Raw genomic sequence first — 18,411 nt, 5'->3', positions numbered from 1 at the left:
CGGCAAAATCTTGTGCGGGACAGCATCGGCTGTGAAATTCGGGTTCATTTTACTCAAAAGACCGGTTAGAAGCTGGCCATGACCCAGCATCAGCGCCTTCTTATCATCGACTTCGGCTCCCAGGTCACGCAGCTCATCGCGCGGCGCCTGCGCGAGTTAAATGTCTACTGCGAAATCCATCCATATCAGAACGTTACCGACGCCTTTTTGAGCGAGTTTTCGCCCAAGGCGGTAATTTTCTCAGGTGGCCCGGATTCGGTTACGCGAGCCGGTTCACCGCGTCCGCCGGAAAGTGTCTACACGATGGGCGTTCCGATCCTGGGGATCTGTTACGGCCAACAGGTGATGATGCAACAGCTGGGCGGACAGGTTGACGGTGGCAAGATTTCCGGCGGTGGCGGCACGGCCGAGTTTGGCAGAGCATTCGTGACACCTGTCGAGAACAAACTGTCGATCCTGGACGGATGGTTTGCCGACGGGAAAGAACAGGTCTGGATGAGCCATGGCGACCATGTCAGCCGGATCGCACCAGGCTTTGAGGTCTTCGGCACATCGCCAAACGCTCCTTACGCGATTACCGCGGACAAGGAGAGAAACTTCTACGCCGTACAGTTTCACCCGGAAGTGCACCACACGCCGAACGGCAAGAAGCTCTATGAGAATTTCGTCCGACTTGCCGGCTTCACCGGTGACTGGACCATGGGAGCCTACAAGGACGACGCCATTGCGCGCATCCGCGAGCAGGTCGGTGACAAGAGGGTCATTTGTGGTCTGTCCGGTGGTGTCGACAGCTCCGTTGCTGCTGTATTGATCCATGAGGCGATCGGGGATCAGCTCACATGTGTCTTCGTGGACCACGGCTTGTTGCGCCTGAACGAGGCGGAAGAAGTGGTGTCCATGTTCAGGGATAACTACAACATTCCCTTGATCCATGCGGATGAGAGCGAACTGTTCCTGGGAGAGCTGGACGGCGTTTCCGACCCGGAAACCAAACGCAAGATCATCGGAAAACTGTTCATCGACGTTTTCCAGAAACATGCGAATGAGATTGAGGGCGCTGAGTTTCTCGCTCAAGGTACGCTCTATCCGGACGTGATTGAGAGCGTCAGCTTCTCCGGAGGTCCGTCGGTCACCATCAAGTCGCATCATAATGTCGGCGGGTTGCCGGAAAAGATGGGACTGAAGCTGGTCGAGCCGCTGCGTGAGCTCTTCAAGGACGAGGTGAGGGCGCTTGGCCGTGAACTCGGCCTTCCCGAGAAGTTCATCGGCCGCCACCCCTTCCCGGGACCTGGACTTGCCATTCGTTGTCCGGGTGAAATCACCCGCGAGAAACTTGAAATTCTTCGAAAGGCTGATGCGGTCTATATCGACCAGATCCGTAAGCACGGTCTCTATGACGATATCTGGCAGGCTTTCGTTGCCATCCTTCCAGTGCGAACGGTCGGTGTCATGGGCGATGGCCGCACATATGACTACGCCTGCGCGTTGAGAGCCGTGACGTCAGTCGATGGCATGACTGCCGATTATTTCCCCTTCACGCATGATTTCCTGGGTGAGACGGCAACCCGTATCATTAATGAGGTGCAGGGCATCAACCGCGTAACCTATGACATTACGTCAAAACCACCCGGCACTATTGAGTGGGAATAAGCAAGGCTTTGGATCACTTGGACCCGACGTCGCTTGGCGGGTCTTGACGTGGGCGGACCGAAAAATCGCAGGTAACTCTGCGAACGCAGGAACGTGATTGCACGAACGATTGTCGAGCCTGCATGCATTGGCGAAAGGTCAATGTTTGTGCTCGTGCATTTGCTTTTGTTTATAGCGCCTCGATGCTGTGAGCGAACTGCAATTTGCTTCGATTAACTGAATATTTGCAGGCGCTCATATAAACAGTCCACAAACTGTTGCTCTATCAGTTGCTTCGCCGAATAAAGATGGGAATGATTGAAGTGAGTAAATTAACTAAAATTATTTCTGGATATGAAAATGACGGCTTCAGTCTCGGCAAAGCAGTAAGAAAAAAGAGAATTAAGTATTTTTGTGAATTGATAGAGAGTAAGTTTTCTGAGAAGGGCCGTGTAAAAATACTAGATATTGGCGGGACTGTTCAATATTGGAACATCATCGACAAAGATTTTCTGGATCGCAACAACGTACAGATTACCCTTTTAAATCTACCGGGATCTCAAGCCTTTGAGGCAGACGGGAGATTTGATTTTTTGACAGGTAATGCCACAGAAGACATCTGGAGTTACCTGGACCCTCAGGACTATGACCTGATCCATTCAAACTCGGTAATCGAGCATGTTGGTGACTGGGCGCAAATGAAGCGGTTTGCGTCAAATATCCGGGATTTTCACGGTGGTTATTTTGTCCAGACACCAAATTTCTGGTTTCCCATTGAGCCGCATTGCATGACGCTCTTTTTCCATTGGCTGCCGAAGCCTTTAAGGGTCTGGCTTGTTGCTCACTTTTCCTTGGGGCATTGGGCAAAGGGGGCCAATACCGATGAGGCCGTCGAAATCGTCGAAAGTGCGCGCCTGCTGAGCAAGTCCATGTTCAAGGCGCTTTTCAATGATGCGCTCGTCAAGCAGGAAAAATTCCTGTTTTTGACCAAGTCCTTCATGGCTGTCAGAGTTGACGGGGAAGAAGTCTCTTCTTGAAAAGAGACTGGATTGCTCAACTTTATAGATTTGAATACCCGACAGGCTTTCGAAAGATCACAAAACGAGTTCTCGAAATTGGTGGCTCAGCGCCTTGTTGAGATTTGAGCGTGAATGAATACACCGCGGCATCCGGAACTGACACCAGACTGCGCTTCTTGTGCAGCCCTTTGCTGTGTTGTCTTTGCATTTGACCAATCCGAGTCCTTTGGTATCGACAAGGCAGCAGGCGAGGTTTGCCCGAACCTGGATAGCTGCGGACGTTGTGCTATCTTCGATGACAGGTCGCGTCTCGGATTCAGTGGATGCATTACCTATGATTGTCACGGTGCAGGACAACGTGTGACGCAGGAAGTGTTTCACGGGCACACATGGCGGGAAGATCCCGGACTTACGGAACGGATGGGAGAGGCGCTTTCCGTCCTGCGGCAAATTCATGAGAAACTGCTGCTCCTGGCAGCGGCTGAAAAACTTCCGCTTGGTATCGGGGAACGACAAGCACTAATCGAACTGCAGAGGCAGCTTGCTCCGCAGTCAGACTGGACGGAATCTCGGTTGAAGGCGTTCCCGCTGGTTGAGATTTCACGAAATGTGTCGGATTTCCTGACAGGCTTGCGTCGACATTTCGAGCAATAGGCCTGAGAGCGAAATGTGTGCCCTTATCTTGCGCATTTGATACAGAATGCTGCGGCCGGATCTACCTGTAGCCGTTTTACGGAAATCTCTTCACCGCACTCCACGCAGTCACCGTATTCGCCAGCTTCCAACCTTGATAAGGCCGCGTCGATTTTCTGGATTGTCGCCCGGCGCTGCCGTTCGGATGCCTGTGCCATCGCTTGTCCTTGAAGCGCGTCCATACGCGACAATCGACCGACTGATTGCTGATCTAGCTCCACCGTGGCACGGGCTTCCCCGGACAATTCGCTCAATGTTTCAAGTTCGGACTTGAGCGACAAGAGCTTGATCCGAATGTCTTCAACGTTGTGTTCCGCCATCTCCAAGCCTCCAGCGAAAGCATGAAGATAGCGGCCTGAATGTGCAAGAGGAGCTAAGTGTCACCTGTTAAACGGCATCACTTGATCCTAAAACCCGGCAAGAACGATCTTCCCAATGGTTTTATTGCTTTCAATCTTCTGATGCGCGACGCGCAGATTATCTGCATTGATGGGTTCAATCACTTCCGTCAATGTGGTCTTGAGCTTGCCTGCATCAACAAGGTCAGCGACGTTGTTCAACAGCTTGCGTTGCTCATCCATATCGGTCGTCTGGTACATGGAACGGGTAAACATCATCTCCCAGTGGATCGATATCGCCTTCAGTTTGAAGGGCCCAATGCTGACGTTGTCGGGATCGTCGATGAGCAGAAAACGGCCCTGTGGCACGATCAATTCTGCAATATCGTTTACGTGTTGCTCTGTGTGCGTTGTCGAGAAAACATAGCCGGGGGCGTCCAGTCCCAGAGCTTCGATCTGAGGCGCCATCGGTTTTGAATGATCGAGAACATGATGCGCACCAAGCTCACTCACCCAGGAACGGCTCTCCGGTCTTGAAGCAGTTGCGATAATCGTCATGTTCGTCAATTGGCGGGCAAGTTGAACCGCAATGGAACCGACGCCTCCCGAACCGCCAATGATCAGGAGAGTGTTCGAACCAGCTGGAACCGGGTCATTCACCTTCAGCCGGTCGAACAGGGCTTCCCAGGCGGTGATCGCCGTCAAGGGCATGGCTGCTGCCTCGGCAAAACTCAGGCTCGTGGGTTTGCGGCCTACAATGCGTTCATCAATGAGATGGTACTCCGAGTTGGTTCCGTCCCTGGTGATGTCGCCGGCATAATAGACCTCATCGCCCACCTTGTAGCTGGTAACGTCAGGACCCACTTCGGCGACGATCCCGGCCGCGTCGTATCCAAGGACGACTGGCGCGCCGTTTTGCGAAGTTCGGGATTGCCGCACCTTGGTGTCGACTGGGTTGACCGCAACAGCCTTGACCTCAACGAGAAGATCCTTTCCGGAAGGCGCCGGCCTTGGTAGGTCGAGATCAGTCAACGACTTTGGGTCATCAATAGGAAGTGGTTCAAAAAATCCGATGGCACGCATGCTGTGTTCTCCTGATTTGCGTACCAATCAAATTGATCATAAAATTGTTTGGCGCAAGAATGCACAATTCTAGCCGTAACTCACAAAAAAGAACCTTAGGCACAAAATGGATACCGTTAGGAAATCAGGACCCAAACTGGTCAAGGACGTTTATGGCTGCCATCCGGGCTGTGCTGTCGAAGCAGCGCTCAGTTTGATCGACGGCAAGTGGAAAGGCGTCATTCTGTTCCTGTTGATGGAAAAAGAAGTCATGCGCTTCAACGAGTTCCAGAAAGCGCTTCCGGACATCACACAACGGATCTTGACCGCTCAACTCCGTAGTATGGAGGCTGACGGGTTGATCGTGAGGACCGTCTATCCTGTTGTTCCGCCGAAGGTTGAATATCAACTGACCGACCTTGGCGTGTCGCTGGAGCCGGTGGTGAAGGCCCTTGCACGCTGGGGGAACGAAAACAAGACGCTCTGGCCAAAAGGGTTTAAACGGGACAGCCACCTTCAGCAGGCAGGCTGACGTTTTTCCAGGCAGATGAGTTTCGTTTGTCGCTCGCAAACCATTGAGCCTCCTGACGCATTCGTGACTTTGTCAATCCGCGGCCCGTTGCGAGGATGCTCCCGCGAAATCCAAGGGAGAAATGCGTCATGAACCTAAGATGTTCGACAGCGCTTGCGGTGTTGCTCCTGTCCTCAGTGTTCGGAGCCTGCTCAGCACGGGCAGGTGAGGTCGAGATTGTCTCGGCAAAAGCAACCGGATCTGCAGGCACATGGACCTTCGCAGTAACTCTCAGGCATGACGATACGGGTTGGGACCACTACGCCGACCTCTGGCAGGTCTTTACGCCAGACGGAGAATTGTTAGGCGAGAGAGTGCTCCTTCACCCCCATGTCGACGAGCAACCCTTCACGCGATCCCAATCGGGCATCACGATCCCAGAGGGCGTGTCACAGGTCATCATCCGGGCACGAGACACGGTGCACGGTGTTTCGCCACAAGAATACAAGTTGAACCTGGACCGTTAAGCGTTGCCTCAGTCAGGTGCGGATAAAGGCCAAAATGCCGTCCGCAACGAATTGTACGGATAGAGCTGCCAACAGCACGCCGAGAAGACGGGTGATAACCAGCTGTGCGGTTTCTCCCAGGAGCCGTTCAATCTTGTCAGCCAAGAGAAAGGCACCCATGCAACTCAGCAGGATGATCGCGATGACGCCGCCGAGGCCTGCATAGGCGAGGGTATCCGGAGCCTGACTGGACAACAGGATGATCGCGGAGATTGCCGCAGGTCCCGAAATAAGCGGTATCGCCAAAGGAAAGATGGCGAGTTCATTGATCGTTCCATGATGCGCTTCCGATTCCATCGCCTTTTCGGCGGTTTCGGTTTTACGCGCCTGGCGCTTGCCAAAAATCATCTCGATCGCGATCAGGAACAACAGGATGCCTCCGGCGACCCTGAAAGCGGAAACGGAGATGCCGAGTACATTCAGCACCGTCTGTCCGGACGCGTAAAAAACAAGGAGTATGGCCGCCGCCGTAATGGTTGCCCGAATGGCGACCTTGCGCCTGTCGTGCTTGCTCATTCCAGCCGTGATTGCAAGAAACATCGGGGCCAGGCCGACCGGATCAATGGTGACAAATAGGGTCGCGAAGGCGTTGATGTAGTAGTCGAGCATGGCGATTCCCGGACCGGTTTTTAAGGCGCTTTTGTCGCCTTACTATAGAGCTTTGCGATGTGGTGGCATGTTCTCAAGCCAAATGATTTTTGCCCCCTGTGTATACTCCTCGTAAGACATTGAAATTAAACCTCTATTACTTAGGTGGAAAAGCGCCGAGAATTTGGAGCGGCGTCTTGAATCGGATATAAAAGAGCAAGCAATAACAATGAAATGAGTGTCTTCCTTGGCTGACCAGGACAATAGCACGCCCACTGACGGTCTCCCGTCCGATATCAAACCGGTCTCCATCGTCGATGAAATGAAGCGCAGCTATCTCGATTACGCGATGAGCGTGATCGTGTCGCGTGCGCTGCCTGACGTCCGCGACGGCCTCAAACCGGTTCACCGGCGCATTCTCTACTCGATGCACGAAAACGGCTACGAGTGGAACAAGCCCTATCGCAAGTCGGCCCGCGTGGTCGGTGACGTCATGGGTAAGTATCACCCGCATGGCGACAGCGCGATTTACGATGCGCTGGTGCGCATGGCGCAGAATTTCTCGCTGCGACTGCCGTTGATTGACGGGCAAGGTAACTTCGGCTCCATCGACGGCGATCCAGCCGCGGCCATGCGCTACACTGAGTGCCGTCTTGAAAAGGTCGCCCACAAACTGCTGGACGATATCGACAAGGAGACGGTCGACTTTCAGGAAAACTACGATAACTCCGAGAGTGAGCCCGTCGTCCTTCCTGCCAAGTTCCCGAACCTCCTCGTCAACGGTGCCGGCGGTATCGCAGTCGGCATGGCAACCAACATTCCGCCGCACAACCTGGGCGAAGTGATCGATGCCGCCATTGCCGTGATGGAAAATCCGGCGATGTCACTCGAAGAACTGATGCAGATCGTTCCAGGCCCGGATTTCCCAACGGGTGGCATGATCCTCGGTCGGTCGGGTATCCGTAGTGCCTATGAAACGGCCCGCGGTTCGATCGTCATGCGGGCGAAAGTCGACGTCGAAGAAGTACGCAAGGACCGGACGGCACTGATCGTCACGGAAATCCCGTATCAGGTCAACAAATCGACGATGATCGAGAAGATTGCCGAACTGGTGCGCGACAAGCGTATCGAGGGCATCTCGGACATCCGTGACGAGAGCGACCGCTCGGGCATGCGGGTCGTGATCGAGCTGAAGCGCGATGCGGTTCCGGACGTGATCCTGAACCAGCTCTATCGTTTCAGTCAGTTGCAGACATCGTTCGGCGCCAACATCGTTGCTCTGAACGGCGGCAAGCCGGAGCAGATGAACCTCTCCGACATGCTGCGCGCCTTCGTCTCCTTCCGCGAGGAGGTGATCCAGCGACGCACCCGCTACCTGCTGAAGAAAGCCCGTGACCGTGCCCACATCTTGGTGGGCCTGGGCATCGCTGTTGCCAACATCGATGAAGTCATCAAGCTCATCCGCAGCGCTCCGGACCCGGCAACGGCGAGAGCACAGCTGATGGAGCGCAACTGGCCGGCAAAGGATGTTGAATCGCTCATTCTTCTGATCGACGATCCGCGCCACATGGTGCAGGACGACGGCACCTACAAACTGTCAGAAGAACAGGCACGAGCCATTCTCGATCTGCGTCTGCAGCGCCTGACGGCGATGGGCCGCGATGAAATCGAGGAAGAACTCAACAAGATCGGTGCGGAAATTTCCGACTATCTCAACATCTTGCGCTCCCGGGCCAGGATCCAGGAGATCGTTCGCAACGAAATGCTTGAGATCAAGGAAGAATTTGCAACTCCGCGCCGAACCGAAATCATCGAAGGCGGGGCAGATTTCGACGAAGAAGACCTGATCCAGCGCGAAGACATGGTCGTGACCGTGTCTCACGGTGGCTACATCAAGCGCGTGCCGCTGGCGACCTACCGTGCACAAAGACGCGGAGGCAAGGGCCGGTCCGGCATGGCAACCAAGGACGAGGATTTCGTCACCAGGCTGTTCGTCGCCAATACCCACACGCCGGTTCTGTTCTTCTCCTCGCGAGGCATCTGTTACAAGATGAAGGTGTGGCGTCTTCCACTCGGCGGACCGACCTCGCGCGGAAAGGCATTGATCAACCTGCTACCTCTCGAACAGGGCGAACAGATCACCTCGATCCTGCCATTGCCGGAAGACGAGGACAGCTGGGCAAACCTGGATGTGATGTTCGCGACCATTCGTGGCACCATCCGGCGCAACAAACTGTCCGATTTCGTCAACATCAACCGGAACGGCAAGATTGCCATGAAGCTGGAAGACGGTGACGGGATTGTCGGCGTCGACACCTGTTCTGAACATGACGATGTTATGCTGACGACCAACTTCGGTCAGTGTATCCGCTTCCCCGTAACGGATGTTCGTGTCTTCGCTGGTCGTAATTCTGTCGGGGTACGCGGAATTCGTCTGGCCGATGAGGATCGTGTGATCTCCATGCAGATCCTGCACCACATCGATGTGACGGCAGAAGAGCGCGCCGCTTACCTGAAGCTTTCCCGTGCGATGCGTGGAGAAGCAGATGAGAACGGTAATGGTGCAGATGAAGAGGGCGTAGTTGCCGGCGATCTGCCTCAGGAACGTTACGCTCAGATGAGTGCAGCCGAGCAGATCATCCTGACCATCTCTGAAAACGGCTACGGCAAGCGGACGTCCTCCTTCGAGTACCGGGTCACCGGCCGAGGCGGCAAAGGCATCACGGCCATGGCTGTCAACAGCCGGAATGGCGGCCTGATCTCGTCTTTCCCTGTCGAGGACAGCCACCAGATCATGCTGGTGACGGATGGTGGCCAGTTGATCCGCTGTCCGGTGGACGGTATCCGCATCGCCGGGCGTGCGACTCAGGGCGTGATCGTCTTCAAGACGGCAGCCGACGAAAAAGTCGTTGCGGTCGAAGGGATCTCCGAAGTCGATGAAGACGACGTCCTCGAAGACGCCCTGGAAGGAGAAGCTGAGGGTTCAGCTGAACCGGGTGAGAATGACGCCGGGAACGATTCCGCCGAAGGAGATGAAACGCCTCCGGAAGCCTGATCTCTGATTGGCTAGACCTGAAAACGACAACAGCGGCCAGGGTGGAACCTGAGCCGCTGTTTGCCGTTACGGGGAGGGAGGTTTGAGACGAAGCTCAGTTGGCCACGGGGTAACGGGCCAGAATTGTTTCATTTACGGTGGGTGCCGTTTTCTCGACGGTGACAAAGGACACGTTGCGTACACGGTTCGCACCGGTCAGTGCCGCTGCACAGTCTTCGCTCCAGGCGCCCCAAGCTTGTGTTTCACATGCTTTTGATGCCGGAATTTGCACAGCGCGGTCGGACTTGGTGGAAGCAAGTCCCTGCGTTGCCAGGCTGGTCAGACCTTCTGCCTGCGACGCTTTGCTCGGGTGCATGCTCATCATGCCTGCGGCAATCATCGTCAACAACGCCAGAACGAAAATAGCGGCCATCTTGAATTGTCCGGCCGGATCGATTGCCTTTGCCTGAAAGGCGAAAGGACGTACCGCGATAGCCGTTGCGGTCCGGTCGATTGTAGTAGTGCTCCTCATGATGCTGGCTCCTGCTCACGCCAATTGATTTCGATGGAGCCACTTTGACCTAGGTTTGCAAAGAGAGTTGTGACGGTCGTCACACAATGTCAGTTACTGGCAAAAGACGCGTTCATGCCTGCGTTCTACTTGTTAGGCCGGTGCAGGCAGAGTAAGGAAGGTGCCATGAATCGTATTGCGCTTTATCCTGGATCCTTCGATCCCGTCACCAATGGCCACATGGATATATTGCGTCAGTCGCTTGCGCTGGCGGACAAGGTGGTGGTTGCCATCGGCATTCACCCCGGCAAGTCTCCCCTGTTTTCCTTCGAGGAACGGGTCGAATTGATCCATGCTTCGGCTCGTTCGGAATTCACTCCGCAGGAAGCTGAACGGATTGATGTCATCGCCTTCGACAATCTGGTCATCGAAACGGCACGCCAGCAAAACGCCGCTTACCTGGTTCGCGGTCTGCGGGACGGCACGGATCTTGACTACGAGATGCAGATGGCGGGCATGAACGGCACGCTGGAACCGGACATTCGTACGGTATTTCTTCCGGCTTCTCCGAACGTGCGCCACATCACGGCCACCTTGGTACGTCAAATCGCGAAGATGGGCGGAGAAATCTCCGCTTTTGTGCCGGAACCGGTTGCCGAACCATTGAGATCGCGCGCGAAACCCGGCGCGTAATTCAAAGCCAAGCTCTAGACCTGAACCTTAGGAGTCTCCAGTGTCGCGCTTTTTTGCAATTTTTGCCGTTCTGGCTTCACTTCTGATCCTGCCTTCGGCCGCCAGTGCCCAAGGCACCGATCCGGAAAACACAATTTATCTCGATTTGAAGGACGGACGCGTCGTCATACAGCTTCGTCCGGACCTTGCTCCGGCTCACGCTGAGCGGATCAAGAAGCTTTCCCGCGAAGGGTTTTACGACGGGATCGTCTTCCATCGCGTCATCGACGGCTTCATGGCCCAGACCGGTGACCCGACGGGCACCGGCACGGGCCGTTCCAGCGAACCTAACCTGAAGGCTGAGTTTTCCAACGCACCGTTCAAGCGTGGCACGCTCGGCATGGCACGTTCCGCTAGCCCGGACAGCGCCAATTCCCAGTTTTTCATCATGTTCGGCGATGGCGACTGGCTGAATGGCCAGTACACCGTATTCGGTGAAGTCGTCGATGGTATGGAATTCGTCGACAACATCACCCGCGGCGAACCGCCGGCAAATCCGGACAAGATCATCAAGATGCAGGTCGCCTCGGACGCACAATAACGTTCACGCGACTACAATTTCGAAAATACCCAAGGAGATACTCGATGGCTGAAATCAAAGACGCCGAAAACACCCTTCTCATGGAAACCAGCCAGGGACCGGTTGTTATCGAACTGAAGCCGGACCTCGCGCCGACGCATGTCGCACGCATCAAGGAACTGGTCCGCGAAGGTTTTTACGACGGCATCGTGTTTCACCGCGTAATCGACGGCTTCATGGCACAGACCGGCTGCCCGCAGGGGACTGGCACTGGTGGTTCCGGCAAGAAATTGAAAGCGGAATTCAGCAATGAGAAGCACGTGCGCGGCACCTGCTCCATGGCTCGCGCAATGGACCCGAACTCCGGTGACAGCCAGTTCTTTATCTGCTTTACCGATGCACCCTGGCTTGACGGTCAGTATACCGTCTGGGGTGAAGTGATCGAAGGCATGGACAATGTCGACAAGATCAAGCGTGGCGAACCGGTTTCCAATCCGGACAATATCGTCTCCTTGAAAGTGGCGGCCGACGCGGCCTGAACCACCTGAAAGTGGCTTTAACGATGCAGCGCGGATCATTCATCCGCGCTGTTTTGTTTTGGATGTACCCTCAGACGGTTGACCTGCTCCGCCGTCACCAGTAAGAGCCGCTGACTGAAAGTCCGGTTGCCGCTCTGGATGGAATGGCGCCGCACCCCGAAACCTCCCAGAGATCCGTCAGTAGCAAATCACCATGCGCGTCGACCAATTCGACTTTGTTCTTCCCAACGAGCGGATCGCCTTGCGCCCGGCTCGGCCACGTGATTCCGCTCGCATGCTTGTCGTTAAACCAGGTGCTGAACCTGAACTGTCCGACACGGGTGTTCGCGAATTGCCGCTGTTGCTGGAGCCCGGTGATGCGCTGGTCTTCAACGATACCAAGGTGATACCCGCACAGCTTGAAGGAACACGTCTGCGAGGAGACATTACCGCGGGCATCGGGGCGACGCTGCACATGCGCACCGGGCCGGACCGCTGGAAGGCCTTCGTCCGGCCGGCAAAGAAGTTGCAGGTTGGCGATACTGTCCTTTTCGAAGGGTTCGGTACACGGCTAACGGCGGAAGTGACCGAAAAGGGCGACAGCGGTGAAGTACTGCTGACTTTCGACCGGTCCGGACCTGATCTCGACATTGCAATCGCATCCGTTGGACACATACCCTTGCCACCGTATATTGCGCAAAAGCGTGGCGAAGACGACCAGGATCGCAAGGACTATCAGACGATATTTGCCGAAAAGGACGGTGCCGTTGCCGCACCGACTGCGGGTCTTCATTTTACGCCTGAACTGCTGAAGGCATTGAGCGAGCGCGGTATCGAACAGCACCGCGTAACACTGCATGTCGGAGCCGGCACCTTTCTGCCGGTAAAGGCGGAAGACACCGCAGATCACAAGATGCACGCAGAATGGGGCGAAATCTCCGAAGAGACCGCTGCCGCACTTCTGGCCGTCAAGGCAAGGGGAAACAAGGTTGTCAGCGTCGGCACGACATCCCTGCGGATCCTTGAAAGCTCCGCCCAGGCAAGTGGCGCCATAGCCGCCTTTGCGGGTGAAACCTCGATCTTCATCACGCCCGGCTATCGCTTCAAGGCGATCGACGCGTTGATGACCAACTTCCATCTACCGCGTTCTACATTGTTCATGCTGGTGTCGGCTCTTTCGGGTCTGGACACGATGCGGCGTGCCTATGCACACGCTATTTCTCAGGAATACCGTTTTTACAGCTATGGCGACGCTTCCTTGCTTTTACCGCAGGAAGGCGCTGTCTGAGGACCAATCATGACCGAAAAAACCGGCAAGACCTTCAGCTTCAAGCTGATCACCACGGACGGCGCGGCGCGGCGCGGCGAAATCACGACGCCCCACGGTGTCGTGCGCACTCCCGCTTTCATGCCGGTTGGCACTCAGGCAACTGTGAAGGCGATGTACCCGGAGCAGGTGCGTGAAACCGGTGCAGACGTGGTTCTCGGCAATACCTATCACCTGATGCTTCGCCCGACTGCTGAACGGGTCGCCAGACTTGGCGGACTGCACACCTTCATGAACTGGCCTCACACGATCCTGACCGACAGTGGCGGGTTCCAGGTGATGTCGCTGGCTCAGTTGCGGAAGCTGGATGAAGATGGTGTGCGTTTCCAAAGCCACATTGACGGTCAGAAGTACCATCTCACACCGGAACGTTCAGTCGAGATACAGGGTCTCCTCGGGTCAGATATACAGATGCAGCTGGACGAGTGCATCAAGTTGCCGAGCCCCCGTGAAGAAGTCCAAAGAGCTATGGAGCTGTCTCTCAGATGGGCAGAACGCTCTCGCAACCAGTTCGAAGTCATGGGTGGACCAGGGAAAGGACAGGGGCTTTACGGTATCGTTCAGGGTGGCGATCAACCCGACCTTCGTATTCGCTCGGCAGAAGAACTCGGCAAAATGCCGTTTGAAGGCTATTCGGTTGGCGGTCTGGCCGTTGGTGAACCTCAGAACGTCATGCTGAGCATGCTCGACATCACGACGCCAGTTATGCCGGTGGACAAGCCACGTTACCTGATGGGCGTTGGGACACCGGACGATCTTCTGGAAAGCGTGAAGCGCGGGATTGATCAGTTCGATTGCGTGATGCCGACCCGCGCAGGACGTCACGGTCTCGCCTATACGCGCTATGGCAAGGTCAACCTCAAGAATGCCCGTCACCAGGACGACCCACGCCCGCTGGACGAGGCGAGCACCTGTCCCGCGTCTAGCGTCTACAGCAGAGCCTATCTGCACCATCTGGTGCGAGCTGGCGAAGGACTGGCCGGCATGCTGCTCACCTGGAACAACATCGCCTACTATCAGTACCTGATGCAGGGCATGCGCGACGCGATTGACGCCGGGTCTTTCGAAGACTTCTACGCAAAGACCAAGGAAGACTGGGCGCGCGGCGATATTGCCGCGCTGTAACCCGGCACACTCAATCCAGGTTCAGGCTGAAACTGACTAGGCGGAAAATCCATCCGCTTTGGTCAGATAGCACCCGGAAATCTTCCAACTGCCGTCATCCTGTTGCTCGAAACTGTAGAGAGCTAACCAGTTTTGACCATTTGGACCGGTTACATAGACCTCTTGCGTTGGCCCGAGCTTGGTCATTTTTGACCGGCCGAACGTCACGCTTTGAGGCTTGTAAACTGGCTGGTAGCCTTGCCGCACCATTTCCATGAAGAACTCTGGTGTTTGAAACCGCTGTTGCAAGGAACTGGTTGCGAACGAGAAGGCAGCCTGGGCATTACCCGTCGCAAACGCACTCATCTGATTTTTGATGATCTTGTGAAAGGCGCTGCTATCGAGGCCTTCTTCGGCGCGGACAGACCCTGTAGCCAGCAACGCGCTGACGCCGGCCACCGCCACCATCTTCCAGAAACGAGCATGAGCCATGTTCGGTGTCTCCTTTCCTGAAACCCGAATAGTATACGGCTCGAAACCCTTTTCAGATTGCTAAAATACGAGCAAACCCTTGCGGCAATTCCCGGCAGTTTGATCCGTTTTTCAGCAGTCCTTGAACTGCGAATTCTCGTCACGCGTACCGCGGCACAACAAAACCGTGAAATAGTCCTGTAAAATCAAAGGCGCCAGAGCTGGATTCCCTCCGGACAAGTGGAGCGATCCAAAAGCGCCGGTATATCAGCGACCAGGCCGCGTTGATCTTTCAGGACGTCTTTCAGGACCTGCCAACCGCTTCCATCTTGGAAAAAATGCCGATGGGGGACCGCAAGCACGGCAACATCCGCAGCATCAAGGTCCTCTTGCCGGGTGAGGGTGATTCCATATTCGGCCGCAACCTCATCGGGATGTGCAAGTGGATCACAGACCTGAACACGCGCCCCAAACTTTTCCAGCTCCCTGATGAGATCAACGACCTTGGAATTACGGGTATCAGGCACATTCGCCTTGTAGGTGATGCCGAGAACGACAACTTTCGGAGGCATGGGCATGCCAAGCTTTACGCTTTCCTGGATGATCTTGCCTGCAATAAACGCCGGCATTGCCTCGTTGGTACCGCGACCTGCCAGAATAACCTGAGGTGTCATGCCGATCTCGTGTGCCTTGTGGGTCAGGTAATAGGGATCGACACCGATGCAGTGCCCCCCGACCAGTCCCGGCTGGAACGGCAGGAAGTTCCATTTGGTCGAAGACCCCTTCAACACGTCCCGGGTATCGATGCCCATCTGGTGGAATAGCATCGCCAGTTCGTTCATGAGAGCAATATTGAGATCGCGTTGTGTGTTCTCAATCACCTTCGCCGCTTCCGCTACGCGGATCGACGGAGCAAGGTGAATACCAGCCGTGACAACCGCTCCATAGAGCGTATTGAGCGTTTCGGCTGTTTCCGGGCTGGAACCCGAAACGATTTTGGTGATGTCCGCAAAGCCTCGCTCGGTATCGCCGGGATTTATGCGCTCTGGCGAATAACCGACGGCAAAATCCCTGTTGAAGAGCAGCCCCGATTCCGTCTCGAGGACGGGAACTGCGATCTCTTCGGTTGCCCCCGGATACACGGTAGATTCAAAGACAACGATGGCCCCTGGTTTCAGATTGCGACCGACGGTTGCTGCTGCGTTTCTGAAAGGCGAAAGGTCAGGTCGTTTGGCGTGATCGACAGGTGTCGGCACGGCCACGATCAAGACATCCCTATCGCTCAGATCCTTTTCGTTGTTGGAAAATACCAGCGTTTCCTGCTGCAAATCTGCGTCATCGACAGACGACGTGCTGTCCTGACCGCTGCGCAACTCGTTCAACCGGTTTTCGTTGATATCGAACCCGAGAACGTCAAAACCCTTCGCAGCGAAGGCCACCGCCACGGGCAGACCGACATAACCCAGACCGATAACCGCGATCTTGGTGGAGTGAATGGAATTGTCGTGCATGAGGCATCCGGGATTGGAGCAAACGGAAAGGGCCGGGTCTTGCGCAAGACCCGGCCCACTCCTAAAGGCTTCTGGCGAACCTTTTCAAGTCCGCAGTGAAAACGATCGCAAATTATTCGGCGGCCAGGGGTTTGCGAATGATCTCTTCCATGAACGGAACCAGTTCCCGAGCAAGTTTCGGATCGTCCATGCCGAATGCGATATTGGCGCTCAGGAAGCCGGCCTTGTTACCGCAGTCGTAGCTCCGACCTTCGAACTTGAGCGACGCGAAGTGCTGTTCCTTCATCAAGGCCAGCATGCTGTCGGTCAACTGGATCTCGCCACCTGCACCTTTGCCCTGGTTGGACAGGAGATCGAAGATTTCCGGCTGTAGAATGTAGCGGCCGGTGATCATCAAATTGGAAGGTGCCGTACCGGGGGCAGGCTTTTCGACCATGTTTGAGATCTTGTGCGCATTTGCACCGAGTTCTCCGTCGAGTTCCACAATGCCGTACTGATCTGTCTGGTCTTCGGGAACTTCTTCCACGGCGATGATGTTGCCACCCGTATTTTGATAGAGGTCTACCATCTGCTTGAGACAGCTGACCTGAGACTTGATGATCACGTCCGGCAACAGAATGGCGAAGGGCTCGTTGCCGATAATATCGCGTGCGCACCAGATAGCGTGGCCGAGGCCAAGCGGGGCCTGCTGACGGGTGAAGGAAGTGGCACCCGGAACCGGGCGGTGCTTTTCAAGCAGTTCCAGAGCAGCAGTCTTGTTTCTCGCCTTGAGGGTATCTTCCAGCTCATAGGCCATATCGAAATGGTCTTCGATAACCTGTTTGTTTCGCCCGGTGACGAAAACGATATGTTCGATACCTGCGGCCCGTGCTTCATCCACCACATACTGGATGATCGGACGGTCAACGATCGTCAGCATTTCCTTCGGTACTGCCTTGGTCGCGGGCAGAAACCGAGTGCCAAGACCTGCCACGGGCAGGATCGCTTTGCGAATGGGCTTGTTCATGTCAGGCCTTCCGATGGTCTACAAATACGAACTCAATCTTCTTTTACCCACTAATAGTCACATGAGCCGTCGAATACACGTTCTAAACTCAGATCGTCCGCGGGCGCGACGTTGCAGTTAGCCCAAGTGGCAATTAGCCGGACCCTCAGGTCTATGACCGGTTGCAAGCTTGTGCACTGCAATACTAACGCAATAACTTCGACAAAGTGATCATTTTATGTCGGGGTGAGACTACACACTTTTAAATCGATTTAAGACCTGTCCGCTTTCCGCCATAGCGATGTTGCGGGCAGGCAAAAAGAACGCTATGGAACTCCGCAAGTTCCAAGATCGGACTTGTTTCCTGAACGAGTTGCCGCGCTCAAACGGCAACCGCATGGCATAAGGTGGAAAATGACCGAGGCAAACCGCGTAGTTTCCGTTGGCAATGTAACCTTCAGCAATGATGCGCCTTTCAGTCTCATTGCCGGCCCGTGCCAGCTTGAAAGCCGCGAACACGCACTGGAATGCGCAGCCGCGATCAAGGAAATTACGGATCGTCTCGGTATCGGCGTCATTTACAAGACTTCATACGATAAGGCCAACCGGACATCTCTCGCAGGAAAACGGGGTGTTGGCATGGAAGAAGCCATGCCGATCTTTGCCGAAGTGAAGGAAAAATTCGGCATGCCGGTCTTGACCGATGTGCATAGCCCCGAGCAATGCGCACCGGTTGCGGAAGTTGTCGATGTCCTGCAGATCCCGGCATTCCTCTGCCGCCAGACGGACTTGCTTGTGGCTGCCGCAAAGACCGGCCGCGTGGTCAACATCAAGAAAGGCCAGTTCCTGGCGCCCTGGGACATGAAAAATGTTCTGGGGAAAGTGACCGGTTCGGGCAATGCCAATGTCATGTTGACCGAACGCGGCGCCAGCTTCGGCTACAACACGCTTGTTACCGATATGCGTTCGCTGCCGATCATGGCACAGACCGGTGCGCCGGTCATTTTTGATGCAACACATTCCGTGCAGCAACCGGGCGGGCAGGGTGCTTCCACCGGCGGTGACCGGACAATGGTACCTGTTCTTGCGCGTGCTGCAGTGGCCGTGGGTGTTGCAGGTCTCTTCATCGAAACGCACCCTGATCCGGACAACGCCCCGTCAGATGGTCCGAATATGGTGCCGCTCGACCAACTCGAAGCGTTGCTGGCCCAGTTGAAGGCACTGGACAACGTCGTCAAGGCACCGGCAACCGCTGCAGAATAGTCAATTTCAGCCGCACCTCGTGTGCGGCT

General features: G+C 55.3%; 19 protein-coding genes. 12 read left to right on the top strand and 7 right to left on the bottom strand.

Annotation, left to right across the window (positions count from 1 at the left end; genetic code table 11):
- The first annotated feature begins 78 nt into the window (after positions 1 to 78).
- From guaA to HEP89_RS22060, 3 genes are all read left to right on the top strand, one after another.
- Complete coding sequence (gene guaA / locus HEP89_RS22070; protein ID WP_062488775.1) at positions 79 to 1,650, top strand: glutamine-hydrolyzing GMP synthase; 1,572 nt, start codon at positions 79 to 81, stop codon at positions 1,648 to 1,650.
- A gap of 293 nt (positions 1,651 to 1,943) precedes the next feature.
- Positions 1,944 to 2,666 carry a class I SAM-dependent methyltransferase gene (locus HEP89_RS22065; RefSeq protein WP_168693045.1) on the top strand — a complete coding sequence of 241 codons (723 nt, stop codon included), beginning with the start codon at positions 1,944 to 1,946 and terminating at the stop codon, positions 2,664 to 2,666.
- A gap of 114 nt (positions 2,667 to 2,780) precedes the next feature.
- The gene (locus tag HEP89_RS22060; RefSeq protein WP_168693044.1) at positions 2,781 to 3,302 is read left to right on the top strand and encodes a hypothetical protein; all 522 of its coding nucleotides are present in this window, start codon (positions 2,781 to 2,783) and stop codon (positions 3,300 to 3,302) included.
- A 23-nt stretch (positions 3,303 to 3,325) separates the two neighbouring features.
- Here the strand turns inward: HEP89_RS22060 and HEP89_RS22055 are convergent, their stop codons facing one another.
- Positions 3,326 to 3,661 (bottom strand): TraR/DksA C4-type zinc finger protein, encoded by a 336-nt coding sequence (locus HEP89_RS22055; protein ID WP_152506561.1) that lies wholly within the window; start codon positions 3,659 to 3,661, stop codon positions 3,326 to 3,328.
- An 87-nt stretch (positions 3,662 to 3,748) separates the two neighbouring features.
- Positions 3,749 to 4,762: a zinc-binding alcohol dehydrogenase family protein gene (locus HEP89_RS22050; RefSeq protein ID WP_168693043.1), complete on the bottom strand. Its 1,014-nt coding sequence runs from the start codon at positions 4,760 to 4,762 to the stop codon at positions 3,749 to 3,751.
- A 106-nt stretch (positions 4,763 to 4,868) separates the two neighbouring features.
- Here HEP89_RS22050 and HEP89_RS22045 point away from each other — a divergent pair, with 106 nt between their 5' ends.
- Positions 4,869 to 5,273, top strand: a complete 405-nt coding sequence (locus tag HEP89_RS22045) for a helix-turn-helix domain-containing protein (RefSeq protein WP_022998664.1) — start codon at positions 4,869 to 4,871, stop codon at positions 5,271 to 5,273.
- 128 nt (positions 5,274 to 5,401) lie between these two features.
- Complete coding sequence (locus tag HEP89_RS22040) at positions 5,402 to 5,779, top strand: hypothetical protein (RefSeq protein ID WP_077292874.1); 378 nt, start codon at positions 5,402 to 5,404, stop codon at positions 5,777 to 5,779.
- A gap of 12 nt (positions 5,780 to 5,791) precedes the next feature.
- Here HEP89_RS22040 and HEP89_RS22035 read toward each other — a convergent pair whose 3' ends face one another.
- Positions 5,792 to 6,427 carry a MarC family protein gene (locus tag HEP89_RS22035; protein WP_022998662.1) on the bottom strand — a complete coding sequence of 212 codons (636 nt, stop codon included), beginning with the start codon at positions 6,425 to 6,427 and terminating at the stop codon, positions 5,792 to 5,794.
- A gap of 226 nt (positions 6,428 to 6,653) precedes the next feature.
- Here HEP89_RS22035 and gyrA point away from each other — a divergent pair, with 226 nt between their 5' ends.
- The gene (gyrA, locus tag HEP89_RS22030; protein ID WP_168693042.1) at positions 6,654 to 9,461 is read left to right on the top strand and encodes a DNA gyrase subunit A; all 2,808 of its coding nucleotides are present in this window, start codon (positions 6,654 to 6,656) and stop codon (positions 9,459 to 9,461) included.
- A 94-nt stretch (positions 9,462 to 9,555) separates the two neighbouring features.
- On the opposite strand, the gene HEP89_RS22025 is transcribed toward gyrA, so the two are convergent.
- On the bottom strand, positions 9,556 to 9,972 hold the full coding sequence (locus HEP89_RS22025) for a hypothetical protein (protein ID WP_022998660.1): 417 nt from the start codon (positions 9,970 to 9,972) through the stop codon (positions 9,556 to 9,558).
- A 165-nt stretch (positions 9,973 to 10,137) separates the two neighbouring features.
- On the opposite strand from HEP89_RS22025, the gene coaD reads away from it, so the two are divergent.
- From coaD to tgt, 5 genes are all read left to right on the top strand, one after another.
- Complete coding sequence (gene coaD, locus HEP89_RS22020; protein WP_168686852.1) at positions 10,138 to 10,644, top strand: pantetheine-phosphate adenylyltransferase; 507 nt, start codon at positions 10,138 to 10,140, stop codon at positions 10,642 to 10,644.
- A 40-nt stretch (positions 10,645 to 10,684) separates the two neighbouring features.
- Positions 10,685 to 11,224 (top strand): peptidylprolyl isomerase, encoded by a 540-nt coding sequence (locus HEP89_RS22015; protein ID WP_209014793.1) that lies wholly within the window; start codon positions 10,685 to 10,687, stop codon positions 11,222 to 11,224.
- Positions 11,225 to 11,268: 44 nt separating this feature from the next.
- Entirely contained in the window at positions 11,269 to 11,742 is a 474-nt protein-coding gene (locus HEP89_RS22010) for a peptidylprolyl isomerase (protein ID WP_022998657.1), read from the top strand.
- A 193-nt stretch (positions 11,743 to 11,935) separates the two neighbouring features.
- Positions 11,936 to 13,009 (top strand): tRNA preQ1(34) S-adenosylmethionine ribosyltransferase-isomerase QueA, encoded by a 1,074-nt coding sequence (queA, locus tag HEP89_RS22005; RefSeq protein WP_077292870.1) that lies wholly within the window; start codon positions 11,936 to 11,938, stop codon positions 13,007 to 13,009.
- Positions 13,010 to 13,018: 9 nt separating this feature from the next.
- The gene (gene tgt, locus HEP89_RS22000; protein ID WP_077292869.1) at positions 13,019 to 14,173 is read left to right on the top strand and encodes a tRNA guanosine(34) transglycosylase Tgt; all 1,155 of its coding nucleotides are present in this window, start codon (positions 13,019 to 13,021) and stop codon (positions 14,171 to 14,173) included.
- Between the two features lie 36 nt (positions 14,174 to 14,209).
- Here the strand turns inward: tgt and HEP89_RS21995 are convergent, their stop codons facing one another.
- From HEP89_RS21995 to galU, 3 genes are all read right to left on the bottom strand, one after another.
- Positions 14,210 to 14,644, bottom strand: coding sequence for a DUF4864 domain-containing protein (locus HEP89_RS21995; protein WP_022998654.1), 435 nt, complete (start codon positions 14,642 to 14,644; stop codon positions 14,210 to 14,212).
- 185 nt (positions 14,645 to 14,829) lie between these two features.
- Entirely contained in the window at positions 14,830 to 16,134 is a 1,305-nt protein-coding gene (locus HEP89_RS21990) for a nucleotide sugar dehydrogenase (RefSeq protein ID WP_168693041.1), read from the bottom strand.
- A 112-nt stretch (positions 16,135 to 16,246) separates the two neighbouring features.
- On the bottom strand, positions 16,247 to 17,140 hold the full coding sequence (galU, locus tag HEP89_RS21985) for a UTP--glucose-1-phosphate uridylyltransferase GalU (protein ID WP_022998652.1): 894 nt from the start codon (positions 17,138 to 17,140) through the stop codon (positions 16,247 to 16,249).
- A 393-nt stretch (positions 17,141 to 17,533) separates the two neighbouring features.
- Here galU and kdsA point away from each other — a divergent pair, with 393 nt between their 5' ends.
- Positions 17,534 to 18,382, top strand: coding sequence for a 3-deoxy-8-phosphooctulonate synthase (gene kdsA / locus HEP89_RS21980; RefSeq protein ID WP_077292867.1), 849 nt, complete (start codon positions 17,534 to 17,536; stop codon positions 18,380 to 18,382).
- Positions 18,383 to 18,411: the final 29 nt, after the last annotated feature.

It is taken from the genome of Labrenzia sp. 5N (assembly GCF_012395805.1).
Lineage (GTDB): Bacteria > Pseudomonadota > Alphaproteobacteria > Rhizobiales > Stappiaceae > Roseibium > Roseibium algicola.
Note: the sequence above shows the minus strand (reverse complement) of the source record. Positions and strands in the feature narration are given on the sequence as shown.

Coding starts and splice junctions, on each gene's coding strand:
- kdsA (WP_077292867.1), top strand. CDS start 17,534: ATGACCGAGGCAAACCGCGTAGTTTCCGTTGGCAATGTAACCTTCAGC.
- HEP89_RS21995 (WP_022998654.1), bottom strand. CDS start 14,644: ATGGCTCATGCTCGTTTCTGGAAGATGGTGGCGGTGGCCGGCGTCAGC.
- HEP89_RS22035 (WP_022998662.1), bottom strand. CDS start 6,427: ATGCTCGACTACTACATCAACGCCTTCGCGACCCTATTTGTCACCATT.
- guaA (WP_062488775.1), top strand. CDS start 79: ATGACCCAGCATCAGCGCCTTCTTATCATCGACTTCGGCTCCCAGGTC.
- queA (WP_077292870.1), top strand. CDS start 11,936: ATGCGCGTCGACCAATTCGACTTTGTTCTTCCCAACGAGCGGATCGCC.
- HEP89_RS22050 (WP_168693043.1), bottom strand. CDS start 4,762: ATGCGTGCCATCGGATTTTTTGAACCACTTCCTATTGATGACCCAAAG.
- HEP89_RS22010 (WP_022998657.1), top strand. CDS start 11,269: ATGGCTGAAATCAAAGACGCCGAAAACACCCTTCTCATGGAAACCAGC.
- HEP89_RS22055 (WP_152506561.1), bottom strand. CDS start 3,661: ATGGCGGAACACAACGTTGAAGACATTCGGATCAAGCTCTTGTCGCTC.
- HEP89_RS22065 (WP_168693045.1), top strand. CDS start 1,944: ATGATTGAAGTGAGTAAATTAACTAAAATTATTTCTGGATATGAAAAT.
- HEP89_RS21990 (WP_168693041.1), bottom strand. CDS start 16,134: ATGCACGACAATTCCATTCACTCCACCAAGATCGCGGTTATCGGTCTG.
- HEP89_RS22060 (WP_168693044.1), top strand. CDS start 2,781: ATGAATACACCGCGGCATCCGGAACTGACACCAGACTGCGCTTCTTGT.
- HEP89_RS22040 (WP_077292874.1), top strand. CDS start 5,402: ATGAACCTAAGATGTTCGACAGCGCTTGCGGTGTTGCTCCTGTCCTCA.
- coaD (WP_168686852.1), top strand. CDS start 10,138: ATGAATCGTATTGCGCTTTATCCTGGATCCTTCGATCCCGTCACCAAT.
- galU (WP_022998652.1), bottom strand. CDS start 17,140: ATGAACAAGCCCATTCGCAAAGCGATCCTGCCCGTGGCAGGTCTTGGC.
- HEP89_RS22045 (WP_022998664.1), top strand. CDS start 4,869: ATGGATACCGTTAGGAAATCAGGACCCAAACTGGTCAAGGACGTTTAT.
- tgt (WP_077292869.1), top strand. CDS start 13,019: ATGACCGAAAAAACCGGCAAGACCTTCAGCTTCAAGCTGATCACCACG.
- HEP89_RS22025 (WP_022998660.1), bottom strand. CDS start 9,972: ATGAGGAGCACTACTACAATCGACCGGACCGCAACGGCTATCGCGGTA.